The sequence below is a fragment of the Halomonas alkalicola genome (genome assembly GCF_030704205.1).
GTDB lineage: Bacteria > Pseudomonadota > Gammaproteobacteria > Pseudomonadales > Halomonadaceae > Halomonas > Halomonas alkalicola.
Map to the genome: position 1 here is coordinate 3,087,736 of NZ_CP131913.1, position 21,547 is coordinate 3,109,282.

Genomic DNA, 21,547 nt, shown 5'->3' on the forward strand with positions numbered 1-21,547 from the left:
ACTAGTCAGGTATAAGGAGCCAACGTGTCGGAGCACTTCCCTGAAGATCCTGCCCTTGACCTGTTCTGGGCCCTGATGGAGGTGGACTGGCCCACCGCCTTCGATGCCGCCACGCTGTCACGTGGCCTGGGCTATGCCCAGAAGGGGCGTGTGTACGAAGGGCTCAACCTGCAGGTCGGCAGCGACATGCTGGGAATCTTCGGGCGCGTGGCTGGGGGCCGCAAGCAGGCCTACATGACGCAGGTCTATCTTGATCCCAAGGGGCTCGACAAGGGGCTCTTTACCCTCTGCAACTGCCCGGTCGGCGTGCGCTGCAAGCATGCCGTGGCTCTGATCGAGACCTTCATGGAGCAGGTGGCCGAGGAGGGTGGCACCTGGCAGGAGGACAGCCCCGAGCCTGCTCCCGGCTCGCCCGCTGAATCGCCGATCGCCAACTCGTCGTCGCCTGCCGAGCTGGCATCTGCCAGAAGCGAGCGGCTGAAGCGCGACTGGGAGGCTTGGCTGGCCGCCCCGGCTCACCCAGGCCCTGACAGCGAGCGCGTTGGCGAGGAGTATCGCCTGGCGCTGTTTCTGAGCATCCCCGGTGCCTATCGTGACCCGATACTGCGGGTAGTGCCGGTGTGGGTGCGCCCGTCGCGTCAGAGCCGGCGTCATACGGGCTGGGTAGCGCCGCGGATCATCGAATCTGGCTCCCATGGTTTGCAGCCGGTTCCCGAAGGCGGCTGGTCGGCCGATCTTGAGGAAGCCCTGACCCTGCTGTTGCACGGCCAACGAGAGTCCACCTGGGTGTCCGGCCAGGTGCGCGGCGCCACCCTGGTGTCGCAGGCCTTCCAGGCCCGGGCGCTGTGGCGCCTGCTGGAAGCTGAGGCTCCCCCGCTGCTGTTCCACGAGAAGCAGACCGGCTCGCCGCTGGCGCTGGGGCCTGCCGGGCAGTTGGCACCTTACTGGCAAGCCGATGAGGAGGGTGTCCAGCACCTTGAGCTGGACGTCCAGCCCGCTGACCTGCTCTCTCCAGCGGGGATCGTGCTGCGCGCAGGGCGCGAGCTGTGTTACCTGGACGTTGAGCAGGGCCTCTTCGGGCGCATGGCGGGAGACCCGGAATGGCTCAGCCGGGTCGCGCGGGCGCCGCCATTGCCCCCTGAGATGAGCGGCTGGTTGAGTGAGCGACTGCGCGAGGCACCGGCGCTGGCCGAGACCCTGGTCGCGCCGCACCAGATCGAGGAGCGCCACCTGGATGATGTGGTGCCGCGGCTCAAGGTCACCATGCAGGCTGCCGCGGGGCAGCTGGGCTTTCGTGATGGGGCCCCGCTGCCGCGCTGGGTCGAGGGGGGGGCCGCGGTGGTGAGTTTCGACTACGCCGGCATCGAGGTGGCGCCTGAGCGTGGCGAGCGCGTGCAGGGCTTTCGCGACGGCCAGCGCCTGATCATCCGGCGCGATACCGAGGCGGAGCTGGCGCTGGTGCGCAGCCTGCCGCCGGGCATGGTCACCCTGGAGCGACTACGCGAACTTGGCGTGGTGCCGGCCTATCTGAAGCTGCCCAGCTGGTCGCTGCTGCTGCCGGTCGCGGGATGCCTGCCGGCCACGGTCCTGGAGTGGTCGACTCACCTGGCCGGCCCCGATGACTGGTGGGAGATGATTGCCCGGCTGCGCCAGGCCGGTTGCCTGGTTGAGTTCGATCATGACTTCCCCGAAGAGCCGACGTACCTGGAGCCGGACGACTGGTACGGCGAGCTTGAGCCGGCCGGCAACGGCTGGTTCGACCTGGCGCTGGATATCGAAGTGGAAGGCGAGCGCCTCAACTTGCTGCCGATCCTGCGTCGCCTGTTTCGGGATCCCGGCTTCCCGCTGGAGCCCGCCGAGGACGAAGCCGAGGATGCCAGCTGGACGCTGCCCCTGGCGGAGAATCGGCGCCTGGTGATGCCGCTCTCGCGCCTGCGCTCGCTGATGGCGCCTATCCTGGATTGGCTCAGCGACGAGAGTGACCCGGAGGCTGCGCTGCGTTTACCGGTGACCGCCGCCGAGAAGGTCGCGCCGCTTGCCGAACACGAGCGCTGGGCGGGGCGAGAAGACGTGACTGCCCTGGCCAGCCGCCTGCGCGCACTGCCCGCCAGCCTGCCGGCTCCCCCAGGCTTTACCGGGGAGCTGCGCGACTACCAGGCCCGCGGCATCGCCTGGATGCGCTTTCTCTCCGAGCTGGGCACCGGCGGCATCCTGGCCGACGACATGGGCCTGGGCAAGACCGTCCAGGTATTGGCGCATGTGCTCGATGAGCGCGCCCGCGGGGCGCTGACCCGCCCGACCCTGGTGGTGGCGCCCACCAGCCTGGTGGGCAACTGGTGCGCCGAGGCTGAACGCTTCGCCCCCGATCTCAACGTCGTCGCCCTGCAGGGGGGTAAGGCTCAGCGCGAGCGCCAGTTCGAGGAGGCGCTTCCCAATGCCGACCTCGCGGTGACCACCTATGCGTTGCTGATCCGCGATCTCGAGCGCCTGCGCGAGCACGACTTCGGCCTGCTGGTGCTGGACGAGGCCCAGGCGATCAAGAACGCCGCCAGCCAGACCGCGCGGGCGGTGCGCGAGCTCAATGTGGCCCGCGCCATCGCCATGACCGGCACCCCTTTGGAGAACCACCTCGGTGAGCTGTGGGCCCAGCTCGACGCTGTGGCTCCCGGTGCCTTGGGCAGCCAGCAGTGGTTCGGTCAGCGCTTTCGCACCCCCATCGAGAAAGAGGGCGACGTTGAACTGCGCCAGCGGCTCTCCCGGCGCATCGCGCCGCTGATGCTGCGCCGGACCAAGCAGCAGGTGCTCGCCGAGCTGCCGGAGAAGACCGAGACCCGCCGCGAGGTCACCCTGAGCGGCGCCCAGCGCGAGCTCTACGAGAGCCTGCGCCTGGCCCAGCACCAGCGGGTGCAGCAGGCGGTGGCCGAGCGCGGACTGGCCGGTTCCGGCATCGTGATGCTCGATGCGCTGCTCAAGCTGCGCCAGGTGTGCTGCGACCCGCGGCTGGTCAAGCTTCAGAGCGCGCGCAAGACGAAACGCTCGGCCAAGCTCCAACAGCTGCGCGAGCTGGTGGGACCCTTGGTGGAGGAGGGGAGGCGCATCCTGATCTTCTCCCAGTTCACCGAGATGCTCACGCTGATCGGTGAGGCCCTGGAGAAGGACGGCATCACCTTCACCACCCTGACCGGCGACACGCCGGGCAAGACCCGCACCCAGCGGGTGGCGCTGTTTCAGCAGGGCGAGATCCCGGTGTTCCTGATCAGCCTCAAGGCCGGCGGTACGGGCCTGAACCTCACCGCCGCGGATACCGTAATCCACTACGATCCCTGGTGGAATCCGGCGGTGGAGGCCCAGGCCACCGGCCGTGCCCACCGCATGGGTCAGCAGAACCCGGTGTTCGTCTACAAGCTGGTGTGCGCCGGCACCGTGGAGGAGCGCATTCTCGACCTGCAGGCACGCAAGGCTGACCTCGCCGCCTCGATCCTAGAGGGCGGTGCCGAGCGCCCGAGTGAGGGCCCGATGTTCGACGAAGAGGACCTGGCGCTGCTCTTTGCCCCGGTCGTCTAGAGCGGGTGAGCCAGGCCGGGCCTTCTTCTATTTCAGAACGTTTCCCACTCGGCCTCGGTGGAGGAGGGCGCAGTACGCACGGGGGCGGTGCGCCCCGGCGAGGGAGGGGCGGCTTGCTGATTCATCGCGGATGATGAGCCGGCGATAGCCGCTGGGACCTTGGCTTGCGGTGTCTTGCGCTGGTCGCCGGGCTCGTCGCCCAGCACAAAGGTGTCGATCAGGGCGCTGAGCTGGGTCGCATGGTGGCGCATCTCCTCGGCGGCAGAGGCGCTCTGCTGCACCATGGCGGCGTTCTGCTGGGTCATGGTGTCCATCTCGGCCACGGCGGTATTGATCTGGCCGATGCCGCTGTTCTGCTCTCGGGCACCGGCGCTGATCTCGGCGATGACGTCGCTGACTCGGGCCACGCTCTCGACGATCCCCTGCATGGTGGTACCGGCGCGCTCGACGATCTGGGTGCCCTCGCGGGTGTGGGCAACGGAGGCGTCGATCAGGGTGCGGATCTCCTTGGCCGCCTCGCTGGAGCGGCTGGCCAGGGAGCGCACCTCCTGGGCCACCACGGCGAAGCCGCGACCCTGCTCGCCGGCCCGGGCGGCCTCTACCGAGGCATTCAGCGCCAGGATATTGGTCTGAAAGGCGATGGAATCGATCAGGGTGATGATCTCGCTGATCTGGCCGGCGGAGTGGTCGATGTCGCCCATGGTGCGTGCCACCTCGCGCATGGCGGTCTCACCTTCGCGGGCGACGCCGGCGGTCTCTTGGGCCAGCTGGTTGGCCTGCTCGGCGGCCTCGGCGCTGTGGTTCACGATGGCGGTGATCTGCTCCATGGAGGCCGAGGTCTCCTGGAGGTTGGCCGCGGCCTCTTCGGTGCGCGTGGCCAACTCGTCGCTGCCCTGGGCGATCTCGCCGGCGGCCTGGTGCACGCTGTAGGTGCTGCGCCGCACGTCCCGCAGGGTCTCCTGCATGCGCGCCACGAAGGCATTGAACTGGGTGGCCAGGTCGCCCAGCTCATCGTTGCGCTGGGCGGTCAGGCGGCGCGTCAGATCGCCCGGGCCGCGGGCGATCTCGCCCATGGCCTCGGCGGTGCGACGAATGGGGCGCACGGTGTGGCGCACCAGCACCAGGCTGACGGCGGCCACCGCGCCGAAGATCAGCAGGCCGAGCAGGGCGGTGGTGAGCAGGCTGCGGCGCAGCTCCGCCGCGGCTACCGTCTCGGCGGCCGCCATGCTCTCATCGATGTCGGTGACATAGACCCCCGCGCCCAGCACCCAGCCGAGCTCGGGAATGGCATCCACGTAGGAGTACTTGGGCTCTACCCGGTCGGTGCCGGGGTATTCCCAGGGATAGGCGTAGTGGCCGCCGCCGCTGCGGCCCACCTCGATGAAGTCGCGCACCAGGTAGCGCCCATCCGGCGCGCGCAGGCCGCTCATGTCGGTGCCTTCCCGTTCGCGGCTGTAGGGCAGCACCACATTGGTGCCGTCGAAGTCGTAGACGAAGATGTAGTTGTCGCCCTCGAAGCGGATGGCGCGGAGCACTTCGGCTGCAAGGCGGCGCTTTTCGGCCGCACTGAGCCCCGGGTTCTCGAGCACGGGCGTGATGGCGGAGCGGGAGCTCTGCACCACGTCCTGCACGCCGGTCTGGCGGGTATCGAGGAGCAGCTGGCGCTGCTGCTCCAGCTGCTGGCGGCTGTCCTGAATACGTGAGAGGGCCTGACTGGCGGTGAGCGTCAGGATTACCACCAGCAGGGGGATCAGGACCAGCAGCAGCAGGCGCGTCTGCAGCGAGAGCGCGCGCCTTAAGGGCGTTGCGGTGTGGGGCATGGACAGGGTCTCGTCGTGGGGTGACTTGGAAGCATTTTCCATATCGGCCCGGTAGGGCGAGACTTTAGTCGATCTGGCCAAATCGCTTGAGACGCTCGGTGTCGTGGGCTGCGGTTATGCTATGAATCCAGGGAGCAGGCAATCGGCCACGAGGTCCAGCCGTAGTTCAGGGCTGGCGTGACTCCCGCCCAGTGACGGTACCTCTGTTGCGGGTGCTGTCTGGCTGGGTGTGGCTTGATATGAGTCAATAATACTGTGTTAACTCTGTGTGTTAGCATCGTCGTCCTGTCAATATTCTTATAAAAAGTACAAGGAGAGCATGGTGTTCGATTCCCTGCCTGCGGTGTTGGGTGTGGTCGCCCTGTTGGGAAGCCTGGCGGCGGCCGGGCTGGCGCTCTATCTATCTGTTGCGTTCCTGAGGCCACAGCGGGCGGCACGCAGCGCTGAGCCTGACGTCAAGCCGCGGCCCGGGCCGACCAGTGAGTCGACCCAGGATTCGCTACCCTCCCGCTCTGGCAATGGCCCGCGCCGTGCTCAAGCGGTCACGGCGCATAGCCTCTTCGTGATCTTTCCGGAGCCAACGTCCGAGATACAGGCAGATGTAGTGGCATGGCTTCGCAAGGTGGAGGCCCGCTACGATTCCGTCTTCGAGGTCTTCAACGTGGCTGGTGAACAGCCCGCCAACCCGATCAAGGTCGCCAATGCCTTTCCGCCCGGCACCCTGCCGGATCTGCTGAACGGGCAGGGCAGCGATGGTTTCCAACTTCGCGGCCTGAGCCTGCTGGTGAAGCCGCCGCTGCGGCGAAGCCGTAACCAGCAGATGCACGTCTTCGTGGCGTTTGGCAGGGAGCTCGAGGCACTCGGCGGCGAGGTGCTCGATGCCGACCGGCAGCCGGCCACCGAGCAGACCTACGAGCGCATCCTGGGCTGACTCGCATCAGGCCTGCCTCAAGCTGCCCCGGCATTGGCCGATAGCTAGCAGTCTGTCGGGTTTTCGATAACGTCGTGAGATACTCGCTTCCAGCCGCCACCACCGGAACGTCGCCATGAGCCGCTTCATCCCCGTTGACCGCCAGACCGATTATCTTCTGCCGCCTTCCGTGGACGAGTGGTTGCCCGATGACCACCTGGCGCGCTTCGTGGTGGATGTTGTCGAGCAGCTGGACCTCTCGGCGTTGACGCGGCGGTACGCCGGCCGGGGGCATAAGGCCCATCACCCGGCGGTGCTGCTGAGTCTGCTGGTCTATGGCTATGCCACCGGGGTGTATTCCAGCCGCAAGATCGAGCGGGCCACCTATGACTCGGTGGCGTTCCGCTACCTGGCCGCCAACACCCATCCCGACCACGACACCCTGGCCACCTTCCGGCGGCGCTTCCTGCCCGAACTGGAGCAACTGTTCGTCCAGGTGCTCTTGCTGGCCCGCGAGATGAAGCTGCTCAAGCTCGGCACCATCGCGCTGGATGGCACCAAGCTCAAGGCCAACGCCAGCAAGCATAGGGCGCTGTCGTACGGCCATGCCAAGAAGCTGGAGGCTCAGTTCAAGGCCGAGGTGAAGGCGCTGACCCAACGGGCCGAGTCCGCGGATCGGGATGACGCCGCCGATGGCATGGACATCCCGGCGGAGATTGCCCGTCGCGAACAGCGCGCCTGGCGGCGATCGCCGAGGCCAAGGCCAAGATCGAGGCGCGGGCCGAGGAGCGAGACGCCGTCGAACAAGCCGCCTACCAGGAAAAGGTGGCGCGCCGTGAGGCGCAGCGGAAGGCCGGCAAGACGCCTCGGGGGCGGGATCCCGAGCCACCGACGGGCGGCCCCCCGCGACAAGGATCAGGTCAACCTCACCGACCCACAATCACGCATCATGCCGGTCACCGGCAAGGCCTTCGATCAGTGCTACAACGCCCAGGCGGCCGTCGATACGACGACACCCTGCTGGTCACCCACGTGCATGTCACCCAGGCGACCAACGACAAGCAGCAGGTCATGCCGTTACTGACCGCATGGCAGGGCTACCCCGAGGCGTTGGGGCGCCCCAGTTGCCTGCTGGCCGACACGGGCTACTTCAGTGCGGCCAATGTCGATGCCTGCCAGGCCCATGGCATCGAACCGCTGCTGGCCATGAAGCGCGATGTCCATCATCTCCCCGTGTTCGAGCGCTTCGCGGCGGATCCGCCCGCCCCGGCGAGTGAGGATCCCGTCGAGCAGATGGCGCACCGCCTGAAGACCCGGGCGGGACGCGCCCTGTATGCGCTGCGCAAGCATACGGTGGAACCGGTCTTCGGCATCATCAAGCACGTGATGGGGTTCCGGCAGTTCTCGCTGCGTGGCCTGGACAAGGTCAGCGGCGAGTGGCGACTGGCCACCCTGGCCTGGAACATCAAGCGAATGCACCGCCTGGCTGCCGGATGAGGGGAGATCCCTCACCGGGTAGCGCGTCACCGGGGTCAGGAGCGGTGCAAGGCGAGGCAGGGAGGGCCAACAGCGACTCTCTCTCCCGCCACATGACCGACTACCCTGCGAAGAAACCAGAGAGGGGACGTTGCTTCTACGCTTCATGCCCTCTAAACCGACAGACTGCTAGCGGGCCTCGCGGGGCCAGGCGAAGATGGCGCTGGAAATCGAGGGGAATCGCTGGCGCCCCCATCAGGATTCGAACCTGAGACCTTCCCCTTAGGAGGGGGTGGAGGTCGTATCTCACCAGGAACAGCCAGAACAGAACATATCCCAATATCACAATTGAATCAGTAGCTTGATGGCGTTATCGAGTGTTCCGCTTGTTCCCGGATAGTGCCCGATGTATCCTGTTGGTGTCACCTGTTTGTCACCTAGAGATAGCCCGCCATGGCAGACCCCACCAGCAAGATGAAGCTGACCACCAAGGCGCTGGAGCGTCTGGCCAAGGCCCCGCCGGCCACCGGTGAGGATGTGTGGGATACCGAGCTGGCTGGCTACCATGTCCGCCCTGGCAAGAGGGGCCTGACCTTCCGGCTCTACTACCGCACCAAGACCGGCCAGCGGCGCATGCTGACCATTGGGCGCTACGGCGCTCTGACCGCCGCCCAGGCCCGCCAGCGGGCAGCGGAAGCGTTGGCTATCGTAGCCCAGGGAGGAGATCCGCGCGCTGCGCTGGAGGAAGCCAAGGCCGAGGCTGTGCACCAGCAGCAGCAGACTTTGGGCGCCTACCTGGCTGGCCCCTATGCCGCCTATCAGGGGAGGAAAAAAGGCGGCAAGGCGACAGTCCAGAGCATCGAGAAACACTTTGCCGGTTGGCTGGATAAGCCCATGGGGAGCCTGACCCGTGCCGATGTGGAGCGCTGGCATGCCGGTAAGGAGGCGGAGGAGCCGCCCCCCGCCTTCGCTACCCTGACCAGGGTTTATGGGGCGCTGTGCACGCTGCTGGCGCATGCTGCGGAGCGCAAGGTAATTCCCACCCACCCCCTGGCTGGCGTGAGCTTGCAGCGCCCGGCTATGACCGAGGAGGGGATGGCCGGCCAGGCTGCCCAGCGCCGCTACCTGGAGTCGGAGGAGGTCGAAGCGCTGTTTGCTGGGCTGGCGGCCTACCAGGAGGAGAAGCGCCAGCAGCGCCGCCGCAGCCGCGCCCACGGTAAGCCGCACCTTCCCGACCTGGATGGGGTGGCCTACGTGGATCACGTTGCCCCGTTCATCGAGCTGATGTTCTACACGGGGCTGCGCCCTGGTGACCTGTTCGGCCTTCGCTGGGAGCAGGTGAACTTGACCTTTGCCACCATCCGTAAGGTGATCGAGAAGACCGCCCACCATCGCCCCGAGCCCCAGACCTTCCCCCTTTCCTCTGCCGCGGTGGCAGTGCTCAAGGCGTGGCACCAACAGCAGGGAGCGCCAGCCAGTGGGTTGGTCTTCCCCAGCCCCCGCACTGGTCGGCGTCTCGCTTCAACCGCGATGCAGAAGCCATGGGCGAACGTCCGCAAGCTGGCCGGCCTTCCAGACGACCTGTTGCTGTATACGCTGCGGCACCACTTCGCCAGCCAGTTGGTGATGGCCGGCGTCGATCTGCTGACCGTCTCCAAACTGATGGCCCACTCGGACATCCAGACGACCATCCAACACTATGCACACCTGCGCCCGGATCATGCACGAGATGCGGTGGAGGCATATGCCGCTTCAGCCACTTCAAAACCTGAAGCCAACACAAGTCATGGAAGTCATGAAGTCATGCCGGCCGGCTGGGCTTCATAGGCTTGTTAGGAGTTATACAGATGCCTTTGTCCCCTTATCAGCTTGATGATGTCCTTTCGGTGAGAGAGATGGCTGCCTTGCTGGCTTGTCACGCCAACCCTGAATGTAGTGATCCTACCTGGGCTCTTGGGTCTTCGGCTGCCGAGAAGTGGGAGAGCACGATAGCGGGAGCTATTGAGCGCGGAGAGCTCCAGCCAGTGGGAGGTGACCGAGTTCCTGTAAGGGCTGGTCGTCAAAAAGACGGGCGGCTATTGCCCCGAGAGGAAGTCCGAGACTGGCTCAAGAGCCGGGGAGCAGGAGATGCGGATGTTCCCGCGGAGCTTTGGTCAGCAGGAGAGGCGCCGAAACAGGCGCCAGATGCAGACGCGCAGAAAGGGGGGGTAGCAGCAGACAAGGAGCTGCGAGCCCTTGAGGCGTTCGGCCTGTTGGTGGAGCTGTATGCCAGCCAGCATGGCCCCGATTATCAGTATGGGGCGCGGCCAAAGGCGTCCCGCATTGTCAAAGATATGTCGTAACTATTCAGGTGGCTGCGGATGGGGTATCGCCAACCAGCTGATTTTTCTGGCATAGTGCACAGCATCATTCGGCACACCTATGCGGTGATATGACCATCAGCGATATCAACGTCGACGAGGCCCTGGAGCGGGTCCGGCAGCAGCTCAAGGAAGACCAGACGGTCTCGCCGTCGCTGCGTGCCGCCATCGATGTGCTGATGCTGCTGGTCAAGCTCATGGCCGATCGCCTGGCCACCAGTAGCCGCAACAGCAAGCAAGCCACCGTCCCAGGATCCCAATCGCCAGCGCCGCTCGCGCGCCAAAGGCGAGCGGCGCCCCGGCGGACAGCCAGGGCATGAGGGTAAGACGTTGGCGCCGGTGACGGACCCCGACGAGGTGGTCAAGCTCCGTGTCGATCGTCGGCAACTCCCCAAGGGGCGTTCTTACCGCCCGGTCGGCGTCGAAACGCGCCAAGTGCAGGACATCGTAATCCAGGCCGTGGTCACCGAATATCAGGCTGAGGTCCTCGAAGATGATCAGGGGCAACGCTACGTGGCGCCATTCCCCGAGGGCGTGACTCGCCCCATCCAGTATGGCCCTCGCCTCAAGGCGCATGTCGTCTATCTCTCCCAGTATCAGCTGTTGCCCTATGCGCGTATCCGCGAGTTGCTCACCTCGCAGTGCGGCCTGTCGCTGAGCACCGGCACCCTGTTCGCCTTCAACCAGGAGGCCTACCAGCGGGCCGAGGCGTTCGCCGAGTGGGTGATCCCGGCGCTACGTGAAGCAGCCACCGTCCATGCCGATGAAACCGGAATGCAGGTCGGTGGCAAACGCTACTGGCTACACAGCGCCTCCAACGAGGCCCTGACCTGGTTGGCCCCGCACCCCAAGCGCGGCCAGGAAGCGATGGACGCCATCGGCGTATTGCCCTTCGTGCGTGGCGTGCTGGTGCATGATCACTGGAAGCCCTACTACCGCTATCCGGATTGCCGGCACGCGCTCTGTAATGCGCACCACCTTCGGGAGCTGACAGCGGCCTGGGAGAACGATGGCCAGGCATGGGCCAAGGCCTTGCATGACCTGTTGTTGGAGATGCATCGCGCCGTGGAGGTGGCCGACGGCTGCCTCTCGGCCGATGAGACCCGAGCCTGGCGGCAGCGCTATCGAGATTGCCTGGCGAAAGGGGACGCCGAGTGCCCCCCGCCGGTGAAACCGCCACCTGGAACGCGAGGCCGGGCCAAGCGCACCAAGTCGCGCAACCTCCTGGAACGCCTCCAGGCGTACGCGTACGAGGACGACGTGTTGCGCTTCCTCGACGACCCTGCCGCTCCCTTCACCAACAACCAGGGGGAGCGCGATCTGCGAATGACCAAGGTCCAGCAGAAAATCTCGGGCTGTTTCCGCTCCTGGGAGGGTGCTGAGATCTTCTGCCGCATGCGTAGCTTTCTCTCGACCGCCGTCAAGCAAGGGGTAGCGGCGCATACCGCACTGGAGCAACTGTTTGCGGGGGAGGTGCCAGCCTTCATGCAGCAAGAAGCCCCGACTCAGCCAACCGGTGCTGAATAGTTACGATATGTCGACCAAAGTTCCGGATGACGTGCCCAGCATGGGCGACCGCAAGCTGCAAGAGCATGTAGGCGCGGCAATCAAAGCATGGGAGGCCAAGAAGCGCCGGTAGCCTGCAATCTGCATTTTGCACCTGCACCAATTGACAGCGCTCAAGCTCGACCATTTCTAGCGTCATCCATAAACGAGACGCTCTAAATGGCTACTACCATCCAACCCATTGTCCCCCAAATACCCGCCGACCAGTTGGCCAATGCCCTGGCCCGCTACCGCGAAGGCTTCGACCCGACGCTGATCGAGCTGCCAGAGGCCGCCGTATTCCCTCACCTGATCGCCGCCCAGCCATCCACTGCTCGCAAAGCCCGGGTGACCGGTGTGCTGCTTGGCCGTCCGGCACCGAGGTTCGTTAAGCGCGGCCGCTCTGTCCGCTACCGCCTATCCGATGTGCTCGCCTGGCTGGCGGCTGCCGACAGTCATGGCAGCACCGCTGCTGTGGCTGCCGCCGGCCAGTGAGTGGTCCCCACTCCGGACAGAAAAAGCCCCCCGCTGGCTCGAGCCAGGGGAGGCGTAAGGAATGCTAAAGGATCAATTCTAATGATACACCAGAACATTGAAGCTATCGCCCGGATTGTTGAGATCCCCGAGGACTACCTTGACCTGGTGCTGGTGCGTTGCCCGTTCTGCGGTGAGGTCCACCAGCATGGCGTAAGCCGTGGTGAGAAGCTGTTAGGGGAGCCCATCCACCGGGGATCGGACTGCTGCACCTTGGATGATGCGTACCTCTACCGAGGCCGGCGCCGGAAGCAGCTGGAGGAGGGGAAGGCTCTCCACGCTGCCGCCGGCGGCTCCTACCATGTGCCTCTGTACATCTCCCTCTATTTGCGCTTCCGGAACGGTGAGCCGGTGGGCCATCAGGTGGGGGAGGTACGCAAATGAACGCCGTCACCCTGCTTCATGCCCAGGCCCCCCGGCCCCTTGCCAAGACCTGGAAAGCTGACGGCAAGATCGACCGCTATCCCAACCTCAAGACCTTCTCGTGCTCCTCCCGACCAGTGGGCAGTATCCGGGAGCTGTCTACGCTATTGGCCGAACTCGAGGGCACCCCAAGCGCCGCCATCATCCGCGGCGAGCTCCGGGAAGGCATCGACCCGGGTAGCGTGCAGCGCAACAACGCCACCTTCGAAGACGTGCCCCGCTCCTGGCTGGCGCTGGATGTGGACGACTTCGAGCCGGCTGGTGCCGACCCCGTGGCAGAGCCTGCCAGTGGGGTGGCGGAGTTCCTGGCCGCCCACCTCCCCGAGTTCGAGGGCGCCGCTTACCACTGGCAGCTGACCGGCTCCGCCGGCCACCCGTCCGCCACGGGCAAGCTGAAGGCGCGGATCTGGTTCTGGCTGGAGGAGCCCCGGACCAGCCAGCATCTCAAGGCTTGGGCGAAAGCCCGCTGGCAGGAGGACGGGGTCCCTCCCTTCGACATCGCGCTATTCGGCGCCACCCAGCTCCACTACACCGCCGCCCCAATGTTCGAGGCGGGGGTGGTTGACCCGGTGCCGGTGCGCTCCGGCTTCGTGGAGGGGGCGGCAGCTGTCAGCGTGCCCCTTGTAGGGGAGGCAGTCGCCGCCCCTGCCGTGGAGCGCCAGCCAGTGGGGGAGGTAAGCGACGCCTACACTCGCCGCGCCCTGGCCGGGATCTATCAGGACATCGAGGAGGCGCCGCTCGGCACCCGGAATGGTGTGCTGTACCAGAAGGCCCGCCGCGCCTTCAGCCTTGTTCACGCCGGCAAGGCGGATGGGGTGGAGGTTCGTGCCGACCTGGATGCTGTGGCCTCTGCCTGCGGCCTGGACGCCGAGGAGATCGCCGGCACGCTGGATAGCGCCTGGAGCGCCAGCAAGGCTGAGCCGGACGAGGTAGCCCCACTGGCGGGTGACGCCTTCGAGGGGGAGCGCCCGCCAGTGGTGGGCCCGTCCCTCACCCTGCCCCAGGAATCGCCTCAGGAGGCCGTACAGGCGCGCTCAGGGGGCGAAGGCGGGCTGTCCCTAGGGTTTACCATGGTTGGCGATCTGGTGGGCCAGCTGAAGCCGATAGCGTGGCAGGTGAAAGGGTATCTTGAGGCGGACAGCTTGGGGCTGATCTACGGCCCCCCGAAGTCCGGCAAGTCCTTCCTGGCTATCGACTGGGCCTGCTGCATCGCCACCGGTACCCCGTGGAACGGGCACCGGGTGCAGCAAGGCGCCGTATTCTACCTGGCCGGCGAAGGACACAACGGCCTAGCCCGACGCTTCACTGCCTGGGAGAAGGCCAAAGGCGTGCCGCTGGCGGCCGCCCCTCTGGCTATCTCCCACAAGGCGGCGCCCCTTACAGACCGTGATGCTGCCGCCGAGGTGCTGCACGCCATCAACCGGATGGCGGAAAAGCACGGAGCGCCCGCCCTGATCGTGGTGGACACCCTGGCCCGCAACTTCGGGGCTGATGAGAACAGCACGGAAGACATGGGCCGGTTTGTGCAGCACCTGGACGAGATCCGCGCCAACTGGAAATGCACCGTCCTGGTCGTCCATCACACCGGCAAGGATGAGAGCAGGGGCGCCCGCGGTAACTCCTCTCTCACCGGGGCCATCGACGCCGGCTACCTGATCAAGCGAGACGCGACCGGTAGCGTGACGTTCGAGCCCACGGAGATGAAAGACGCCGAGCTGCCGCCGCCCATCTCCTTCGCCTTGGAAAGCGTCAAGGTGCCGCTGATAGACGAGGAGGGGAATGATGTGTTCGGGGCCTACCTTGTGCCGGGCGGAGCCCCTGCCTCGCCGACCAGGGGGAGGAGGAGGGGCAAGAACCAGGCAACAGCCTTGGCCGAGCTGGCCATGCTGGCGCAGGAGCATGAGGCGGAAATGCTTAGAGCCGGAAGGGGCCCCGCCCCCGTGTGGGTGGAGCTGGAGGAGTGGCGGCAGGCTTGCCGAGAGGCTGGGGTGGATAGGCGCCGCTGGTCGGACGTGCTGAGCGCGTTGGAGGAGGCGGGCGATGTCCATGTGGACGGCCATCACGTCCAACTGGCCGGCGCCGCCACGGGGGCCTCCCCTCAGCGCCAGCCAGTGGGGGGTAAGGGTGCATCAGATGGTGGGAGGGAAATAACCACCCCTTTTTACGTTTCCCAGGGTGCCGGATGTCCGGTCCTGTCCGCCCCCCTAGGGGGAGCGGACCGGACAGGACACCGTCAGGAACACCCTACCGGACAAACCGGCGCCAAACCGGACGCTAAACCGGACACCAACCGGACACCTCGTGTTAAGCCCTCAGTTTCGTGCCTTGAGATGTTCAGCGCCGAGGAACCTCCCCCTGGCTGGCGAAGAAGGGGGGCAGGCCGGCAACCGGCGGGGGACCACCCGCTGCTGTAACGGCTTCTTACGCGCGCGAGCATCCCAAGTCGCGCGCCATCATCACCCGACAGAGGATCGCCACAATGGCTGGAAGTCCCATCAAGCGAGAGCGCCGAGCCCGGTGGCAGGCCTTGAAGGCCGACCCCGACTTCGCCCACCAGTGCATCGCCCGCATCGCCTGCGGCGACAGCATCCGCGCCCTGGCCGCCGAGCACGACATCCCTATCAACACCTTCTGGCACTGGATTACCAAGGACCATGGGGAGGACTTGAAGGCAGCCCGGCAGGCAGCGGCCGCGGCGATGGCTGACCGTATGCTTGAGCTGGCCGACCAGGTGGAGGCGGGGGAGCTAAACCCGAAGGCCGCCCAGGCCGCCGCCAGCATCCGCCAGTGGCTGGCGTCGCGTTACGACCGAGAGACCTACGGCGACAAGACCCGGGTGGATCTGACGGCAAGGAGCGCTTCGCAACTGCACCTGGAGGCGCTGCGGCAACTGGGAGATATCAGGGACCAATAGCGCCGGCCAGTGGGGGGGGGGGAGAAGCCCCACTGGCAGGCCGGTGCGAATTAGTTGCCTCTGACGGAAAAGTCGAAGGCGTGTTGCTCTCCGTTCACCGTGACAGTCAGGGTGAGCGTTCCCGATGCGTTGCTGTCGTTCAGCTGCGCAGTGCGGATATAGCCGCCGTGCCTGTTGCCGGGGTAGACAGTCTCTGTGGCCAGCAGCACGGCCCTGGCGCTGGCAATTTCCTGATCGTGCTGCTGCCTGATGTTGCTGACGTTCTGCTGTGTCTGGGACTGAATGTTGGACTGGGCCACCGCCGCCGCTGTTGGGTTGTACGTGGTACCGCTGTACATCCCGGTGCTGTGGCCCATATAACCCTGTCGGCCGTAATGCTGGGCTGATGCGGTACCGAAGTGCTGCTGTTGGCCAGTGGCCGACATGGCTTGCCCAAGGCCTGCCAGTGCGGCAGAGAGTGCTTGCGAGTCTCTTTCTCTCTCCATCTGGGCAAGGACTTCTTCATGCGTGAACACCCTGACGGGCTGGCCGTTGAGCGAGGCTCGGATATTGCCGGGGCCGAAGTTCACCGGTTCACCGTGAGTGTTAGTCAGGTAGACCAGGAAGCTAAGCGACTCGTTGGACATTGCCCGGGAGGATGACGGGCTGACCGCCACCGAGTACTGCTTATCCGAGAGCATCACCGGCTGGCCGGCCACGTAGACCGTTTGATGCTCTGCTGCCGGCTGTGCCTGAATGCTCAGCTGGCTGGCGCAGCCTGTAAGCAGGAGGCTGATAGCTGCACATGCAGCGAGGATGGCGTTTCTCATGTTCTGTCCCCTGGCTCCGGCGGAGCTCATGTTCTAATAGTGCTTGCCAGATAAGCCTAGTCGGCCTTGGTCGGCACCTTAACCCCGACTTTGGCCACACCTGCCGGCAGCGCCCCACGGGGCGCCTCTTCTCTGGCTGATAATCTCAAAATTTTCGGGGGGTGTCAGGGTGCGCCAGCCAGTGGGGGTGGGACGGGTGCGGGGCTAGGCGAAATCTTGGCGCCCCCTCCCCAGCAAGTCCCCGGGGGTCTGGCAAGCGCTGGCCCGCCCCAGGAGAAGCCCCCCCTCTCCTCATGCGGCGGCAGCCCCCCCCACTGGCAGGCGTAGCAGCACCAGCCCGCCGCCTGTCACCCGTTTGTCACCTAGAGTGAGATGCAGCAAAAAACCGCCACCCGGTGTGATCCGTAAGTGGCTGTTTTGTCTGTTCTTTCTGGCGCCCCCATCAGGATTCGAACCTGAGACCTTCCCCTTAGGAGGGGGACGCTCTATCCAGCTGAGCTATGGGGGCGACGCGCTGCGCATTATAGGGAAAATCGGCGGCGAGTGAAACCGCCCGGGTTGGCCAGGGCAGCTGCGTTACCTTGCCGCAGCGTTGGCCTTGGCCGTTCGTTGCCCGCCGTGGGCGGCGTATAGTAGACCCCGCTAATCACCGGCTCGGACCTCCCCATGCTCAAGCGTCTGCTTCCCCTGCTGATCCTCGCCCTCGGCATCGCCGGTTTCATGGCCCTGCGCCTGACCCGGCCCGAGCCGCCGCCGGCCGTCCCCCAGGAGCGCAGCTGGCGCGTCGAGGCGCTGACGGTGGCCCACGCCGAGCACGTACCGGTGCTGCCGCTGTTCGGCGAGCTGGTGGCACCGGAGCGGGTCAGCCTGGTGGCGCCCATCGCCGCCCGGGTGGCCGAGCGCCCGGTGCGCGATGGTCAGCGGGTGGCGGCGGGGGCGCTGCTGGTGGCCCTGGACGACGCCGACCTGCTGCCGCCGCTGCGCCAGGCCGAGGCAGAGGTAGCCGACCTGGAGGCCCAGGCGGAGAACGAGCGCCTGCGCCATGCGAATAATCGCCAGGCCCTGGCCAGGGAGCAGGAGATACTGGCCAGCGCCAATCGCCAGCTGGAGCGCAACCGCTCGCTGGTGGAGCGCAATCTGGCCTCCCAGGCCGACCTCGATGCCGCCCGCGACGCGGTCGCCCGGGCCCGGCTCAGTGTGACCACCCGAGAGAGCGCCGAGGCCGAGCACCCGTCGCGCCTGGCCAGCCTGGAGGCGCGCCTGGCCCGCGCCCGGGCCACCCTCGAGACGGCCGGGCGAGACCGGGAGCGCGGCCGGGTGTTGGCGCCCTTCGATGGCGTGGTGACCGGCGTGCAGGTGGCCCCGGGCGACCAGGTGGCCGCTCGTGCGCCGCTGCTCTCGCTCTACCCGGGGGAGGGGCTGGAGCTGCGTGCCCGGGTGCCGAGCCGCTTCCAGGCCGAGCTGGCGGCTAGCCTCGAGCGCGGCGAGCCGCTGCATGCCACCGCCGAGGAGGGTGGCCAGCGCTTCGTGCTGTCGGGCCTGGCCGGCGAGAGCGACCCCGCCGGCACCGAGGCGATCCTGGCGCTGGAGGGGCCGGCCGCCGGGCTGCGCCCCGGGGCGCTGGTGGCGGTGTTGCTGGAGCGCCCGGCGGTGGCGGACACCCTGGCGGTGCCCTTCGCCGCCCTGCACGGCAGCGACCTGCTCTACCGCATCGATGATGACGCCCGCCTCGAGCGAGCGCGGGTCGAGCGCCTGGGCGAGACGATCGGACCCGACGGCGAGCGCTGGCTGCTGGTGCGTGCGCCGGGCCTGGCCGCGGGGGACCGGGTGATCGCCACTCACCTGCCCAACGCCATGCAGGGGCTCAGGGTCGAGGTGGCCGAGGCCCCGGCCGTCGAGGAGGCCGGCCAGTGAGGCGGCGCGGCGGCCTGATCGGCTTCTTCGTCCACCATCGGGTGGCGGCCAACCTGGTGATGCTGGTGATGCTGCTCGGCGGGGCGCTCGGCATCGCGCGCATGAACATCCAGTTCTTCCCCACCTTCGCCCTGGACGTGGTCAGCGTGCGGGTGGTGTGGTCCGGGGCTTCCGCCGAGGATATCGAGCAGGGCATCACCAACCCGCTGGAGCAGCGCCTGCGCAGCCTCGACGGCCTCAAGCGGATGACCTCCACCTCGGCCCAGGGCATCGCCAACATCACCCTGGAGTTCCGGGAGGGCAGCGACCCGGTGCTGGCCCTGGACGACGTGCGCCAGCAGGTAGACAGCTTCACCAACCTGCCGGCGGACGCCGAGACGCCGGAGGTGTCGCGGCTGGCCCGCTACGAGCCCGTGGCCCGGCTGCTGGTGCATGGCGACCTGGCGCCCCACGAGCTGCGCCAGATGGCCAAGCGCTTCGAGGACGAGCTGCTGCAGGCCGGCATCGATCGGGTGGAGATCACCGGGCTGCCGGCCCAGCAGATCAGCATCGAGGTGCCGGCGGAGCGGCTGCAGGGCCTGGGGCTCTCGCTGGGTGACATTGCCGGCCGGGTGGAGGGGATGTCCCGGGACCTGCCGGCGGGGCTGCTGGGCCAGCGCGACAGTGCCCGGGAGCTGCGTTCGCTGCAGCAGCGTCGCGACGCGCTCGGCTTCGAGGATCTGCCGATCCTCAGCGGCGATCGGGTGCAGCTGCGCCTGGGCGACATCGCCACCATTCGGCAGGAACCAAGGGATGGGCAGGTGGAGCTCGCCTACCGCGGGCGCCCGGCGGCGGAGCTGGTGCTGCAGCGCGCCGAGTCGGGCAACTCCCTGGCCGCCGCCCGGGTACTGGCGGGCTGGGTGGAGGAGACCCGGCCGACCCTGCCGCCTAGCGTCGAACTCGAGGTCTACGACGAGTCCTGGCAGCTGATCGACGACCGCATCTCGCTGCTGCTGCTCAACGGCGCCAGCGGCCTTTTGCTGGTGGTGATCCTGCTCTATTTCTTTCTGCCGGCGCGGGTGGCGCTGTGGGTGGCCATCGGCATTCCCACCGCCTTCATGGCGGCCCTGGGGGTGTTCTGGGGCATCGGTGGCTCCATCAACATGATGTCGCTCTTCGCGCTGATCATGGCGCTGGGGGTTATCGTCGACGACGCCATCGTGGTGGGCGAGGACGCCGACGCCCATCACCGCCTGGGCGAGGCGCCGAGGCACGCCTCGGCGGGGGCGGCGCGGCGCATGCTGTGGCCGGTGGTGGCCTCCTCACTGACCACGGTGGCGGCCTTCATGCCGCTCTTGATGGTGGGCGGGGTGATCGGCAACATCCTCGGCGACATCCCGGTGATCATGATCTGCGTGCTGATCGCCTCGCTGCTGGAGTGCTTCGTGGTGCTGCCCGCCCACCTGCGCAACGCCTTCCTGCCCGGCAAGGGGGAGGCGCGCCGCCCCCGCGGCATCGCCCGGCTGCGCGAGCGCTTCGAGGCGCGCTTCGAGGCCTTCCGCGAGGGCCCCTTCCGGCGCTTCTCGGCGCTGACCCTGCGCCATCGCGGCGCTACGGTGGCCGGCGCCCTGGCGGTGACCCTGGTCACCGCGGGGCTGCTGGCCGGCGGACGGCTCGGCTTCAACTTCTTCCCGGCCCCGGAGTCCAGCGTGGTCTATGCCAATGCCAGCTTCGTGGCCGGCACCGACCGCGCCCGGGTGGCGGCGTTCGTCGACCACCTCCAGGCGACCCTGGAGGAGACCGACCAGGCCCTGGGCGGCGGCCTGGTCCGGGTGGCGGTGTCGCGCTATGGCACCACCCTGGAGGGGGGCTCCCCCGGGCGCAGCGCCGACGAGGTGGGCTCGCTGATGATCGAGCTGGTCTCGCCGGACCACCGCGAGGTGCGCAATGCCGCCTTCATCCGCGCCTGGCGTGAGCGCATCCGCGAGCCTGCCGGCCTCGATGCCCTCAATATCAACGAGCGCGCCGCCGGTCCGCCGGGGCGTGATGTCAACGTGCGCCTGACCGGCGAGGATGCCCTCGCGCTGCGCCTGGCCGCCGATACCCTGGCCCAGGCCATGGCGGGCCTCTCCGGGGTGATCGACACCGAGGACGACATGCCCTGGGGCCGCGAGCAGCTGATCTACCGCGTCAACGCCTTCGGCGAGGCGCTGGGGCTGACCACCGCCGAACTGGGTCGCCAGCTGCGTACCGCCTTCGATGGCCGGGTGGTGCAGATCCACCAGGCCGGCGCCGACGAGATCGAGGTGCGCGTCCAGCTGCCCCGCGAGCAGCGCGAGCGGCTCGCCACCCTCGCCGGGCTGGCGGTGAGCCTGCCGGACGGCCGCCAGGTGCCGCTGACCCAGGTGATGGAGCTCGACCATCGCCAGGGCTTCGAGGCGTTGCGCCACGCCGACGGCCAGCTGGCGGTGGAGGTGACCGCCGAGCTCGATACCTCCGTGACCTCCGCGGAGCAGGTGCTGGAGAGCCTCTCGGCACAGCTCCTGCCGGCCCTGGCCCGGGAGCACCACCTGCACTACAGCTTCGAGGGCCGCGCCGCCGACCAGCGCGAGACCCTGTCCGACATGCGCATGGGCCTGCTGGTAGGCCTCGGCCTGATGTACGGGGTGCTGACCTGGGTGTTCGCCTCCTGGAGCCTGCCGCTGATCGTGATGGCCATCATCCCCTTCTCCCTGGTGGGGGCGCTGCTTGGCCACTGGGCGCTGGGCATCGACCTGACCATCCTCTCGCTGTTCGGCCTGTTCGGGCTCTCCGGGATCGTGGTCAACAACGCCATCATCCTGGTGAGCTTCTACCGCGAGCAGCGTGAGCGCGGGCTGGCCATCGATGAGGCGCTCAACGAGGCGGTGGTGCAGCGGGTGCGGGCGGTGCTGCTCACCTCCCTGACCACCATCGGTGGCCTGCTGCCGCTGCTCTTCGAGACCTCGCTGCAGGCGCAGTTCCTGATCCCCATGGCCACCTCCATCGCCTTCGGCCTCGGTGGCTCCACGTTTCTGGTGCTGCTGGTCACCCCGGCGCTGCTCTCCTGGCTGGAGCACGGCCGCGAGCGCCTGGCCCGGCGGCGAGCCTTGGAATCTGCGGTGTAGCATCAGGAGCAGGGTTGTCGAAGCTGCCAGGGTGAGAGGCGCCGGAGGCAGGTCGAAGAGGGGGTCTGAGGACCAGGGATGGCCGAAGTAGCGTACAAGGACGTATTCATAGCGCCCCCTCTAAGGCCTGTCGCCGGGTCAGCCTCGAGATGT

General features: G+C 67.2%; 11 protein-coding genes, 1 tRNA gene and 2 pseudogenes. 11 read left to right on the forward strand and 3 right to left on the reverse strand.

The annotated features are described in order from the left end of the window. The first annotated feature begins 24 nt into the window (after window positions 1–24). Window positions 25–3,564: a DEAD/DEAH box helicase gene (locus tag B6N23_RS14545; RefSeq protein ID WP_305500166.1), complete on the forward strand. Its 3,540-nt coding sequence runs from the start codon at window positions 25–27 to the stop codon at window positions 3,562–3,564. A 32-nt stretch (window positions 3,565–3,596) separates the two neighbouring features. Here B6N23_RS14545 and B6N23_RS14550 read toward each other — a convergent pair whose 3' ends face one another. Beyond that, complete coding sequence (locus B6N23_RS14550; RefSeq protein ID WP_305500168.1) at window positions 3,597–5,384, reverse strand: methyl-accepting chemotaxis protein; 1,788 nt, start codon at window positions 5,382–5,384, stop codon at window positions 3,597–3,599. Between the two features lie 322 nt (window positions 5,385–5,706). Between B6N23_RS14550 and B6N23_RS14555 the strand changes: the two genes are divergently transcribed. The 8 genes and pseudogenes from B6N23_RS14555 to B6N23_RS14590 all read left to right on the forward strand — a co-directional run bounded on the left by B6N23_RS14555 (window position 5,707) and on the right by B6N23_RS14590 (window position 15,546). Then, on the forward strand, window positions 5,707–6,315 hold the full coding sequence (locus B6N23_RS14555; protein WP_305500171.1) for a cell division protein ZipA C-terminal FtsZ-binding domain-containing protein: 609 nt from the start codon (window positions 5,707–5,709) through the stop codon (window positions 6,313–6,315). Window positions 6,316–6,430: 115 nt separating this feature from the next. Then, window positions 6,431–7,791, forward strand: a pseudogene (locus B6N23_RS14560) (IS1182 family transposase). A 432-nt stretch (window positions 7,792–8,223) separates the two neighbouring features. Continuing rightward, on the forward strand, window positions 8,224–9,597 hold the full coding sequence (locus B6N23_RS14565; protein WP_305500174.1) for a tyrosine-type recombinase/integrase: 1,374 nt from the start codon (window positions 8,224–8,226) through the stop codon (window positions 9,595–9,597). A 604-nt stretch (window positions 9,598–10,201) separates the two neighbouring features. Then, a pseudogene (gene tnpC, locus B6N23_RS14570) lies at window positions 10,202–11,657 on the forward strand (IS66 family transposase). 198 nt (window positions 11,658–11,855) lie between these two features. Then, window positions 11,856–12,170 (forward strand): hypothetical protein, encoded by a 315-nt coding sequence (locus B6N23_RS14575; RefSeq protein ID WP_305500177.1) that lies wholly within the window; start codon window positions 11,856–11,858, stop codon window positions 12,168–12,170. Window positions 12,171–12,251: 81 nt separating this feature from the next. After that, window positions 12,252–12,593 (forward strand): hypothetical protein, encoded by a 342-nt coding sequence (locus B6N23_RS14580; RefSeq protein WP_305500179.1) that lies wholly within the window; start codon window positions 12,252–12,254, stop codon window positions 12,591–12,593. Then, window positions 12,590–15,046: an AAA family ATPase gene (locus B6N23_RS14585; RefSeq protein WP_305500181.1), complete on the forward strand. Its 2,457-nt coding sequence runs from the start codon at window positions 12,590–12,592 to the stop codon at window positions 15,044–15,046. Before B6N23_RS14580 ends, B6N23_RS14585 begins: the two co-directional genes overlap by 4 nt. A 113-nt stretch (window positions 15,047–15,159) precedes the next feature. After that, window positions 15,160–15,546, forward strand: coding sequence for a terminase small subunit-like protein (locus tag B6N23_RS14590; protein WP_305500183.1), 387 nt, complete (start codon window positions 15,160–15,162; stop codon window positions 15,544–15,546). Between the two features lie 50 nt (window positions 15,547–15,596). Here B6N23_RS14590 and B6N23_RS14595 read toward each other — a convergent pair whose 3' ends face one another. Beyond that, window positions 15,597–16,355 carry a hypothetical protein gene (locus B6N23_RS14595; protein WP_305500186.1) on the reverse strand — a complete coding sequence of 253 codons (759 nt, stop codon included), beginning with the start codon at window positions 16,353–16,355 and terminating at the stop codon, window positions 15,597–15,599. 431 nt (window positions 16,356–16,786) lie between these two features. Continuing rightward, window positions 16,787–16,863: transfer RNA gene (locus B6N23_RS14600), tRNA-Arg, on the reverse strand. Window positions 16,864–17,021: 158 nt separating this feature from the next. On the opposite strand from B6N23_RS14600, the gene B6N23_RS14605 reads away from it, so the two are divergent. Beyond that, entirely contained in the window at window positions 17,022–18,269 is a 1,248-nt protein-coding gene (locus B6N23_RS14605; protein ID WP_305500188.1) for an efflux RND transporter periplasmic adaptor subunit, read from the forward strand. Next, on the forward strand, window positions 18,266–21,394 hold the full coding sequence (locus tag B6N23_RS14610) for an efflux RND transporter permease subunit (protein ID WP_305500195.1): 3,129 nt from the start codon (window positions 18,266–18,268) through the stop codon (window positions 21,392–21,394). Before B6N23_RS14605 ends, B6N23_RS14610 begins: the two co-directional genes overlap by 4 nt. Window positions 21,395–21,547 lie beyond the last annotated feature (153 nt).

Excerpts from the sequence above, each read along its gene's own strand:
- B6N23_RS14595 (WP_305500186.1), bottom strand. The coding sequence starts at position 16,355 with ATGAGAAACGCCATCCTCGCTGCATGTGCAGCTATCAGCCTCCTGCTT.
- B6N23_RS14585 (WP_305500181.1), top strand. The coding sequence starts at position 12,590 with ATGAACGCCGTCACCCTGCTTCATGCCCAGGCCCCCCGGCCCCTTGCC.
- B6N23_RS14580 (WP_305500179.1), top strand. The coding sequence starts at position 12,252 with ATGATACACCAGAACATTGAAGCTATCGCCCGGATTGTTGAGATCCCC.
- B6N23_RS14565 (WP_305500174.1), top strand. The coding sequence starts at position 8,224 with ATGGCAGACCCCACCAGCAAGATGAAGCTGACCACCAAGGCGCTGGAG.
- B6N23_RS14605 (WP_305500188.1), top strand. The coding sequence starts at position 17,022 with ATGCTCAAGCGTCTGCTTCCCCTGCTGATCCTCGCCCTCGGCATCGCC.
- B6N23_RS14550 (WP_305500168.1), bottom strand. The coding sequence starts at position 5,384 with ATGCCCCACACCGCAACGCCCTTAAGGCGCGCGCTCTCGCTGCAGACG.
- B6N23_RS14575 (WP_305500177.1), top strand. The coding sequence starts at position 11,856 with ATGGCTACTACCATCCAACCCATTGTCCCCCAAATACCCGCCGACCAG.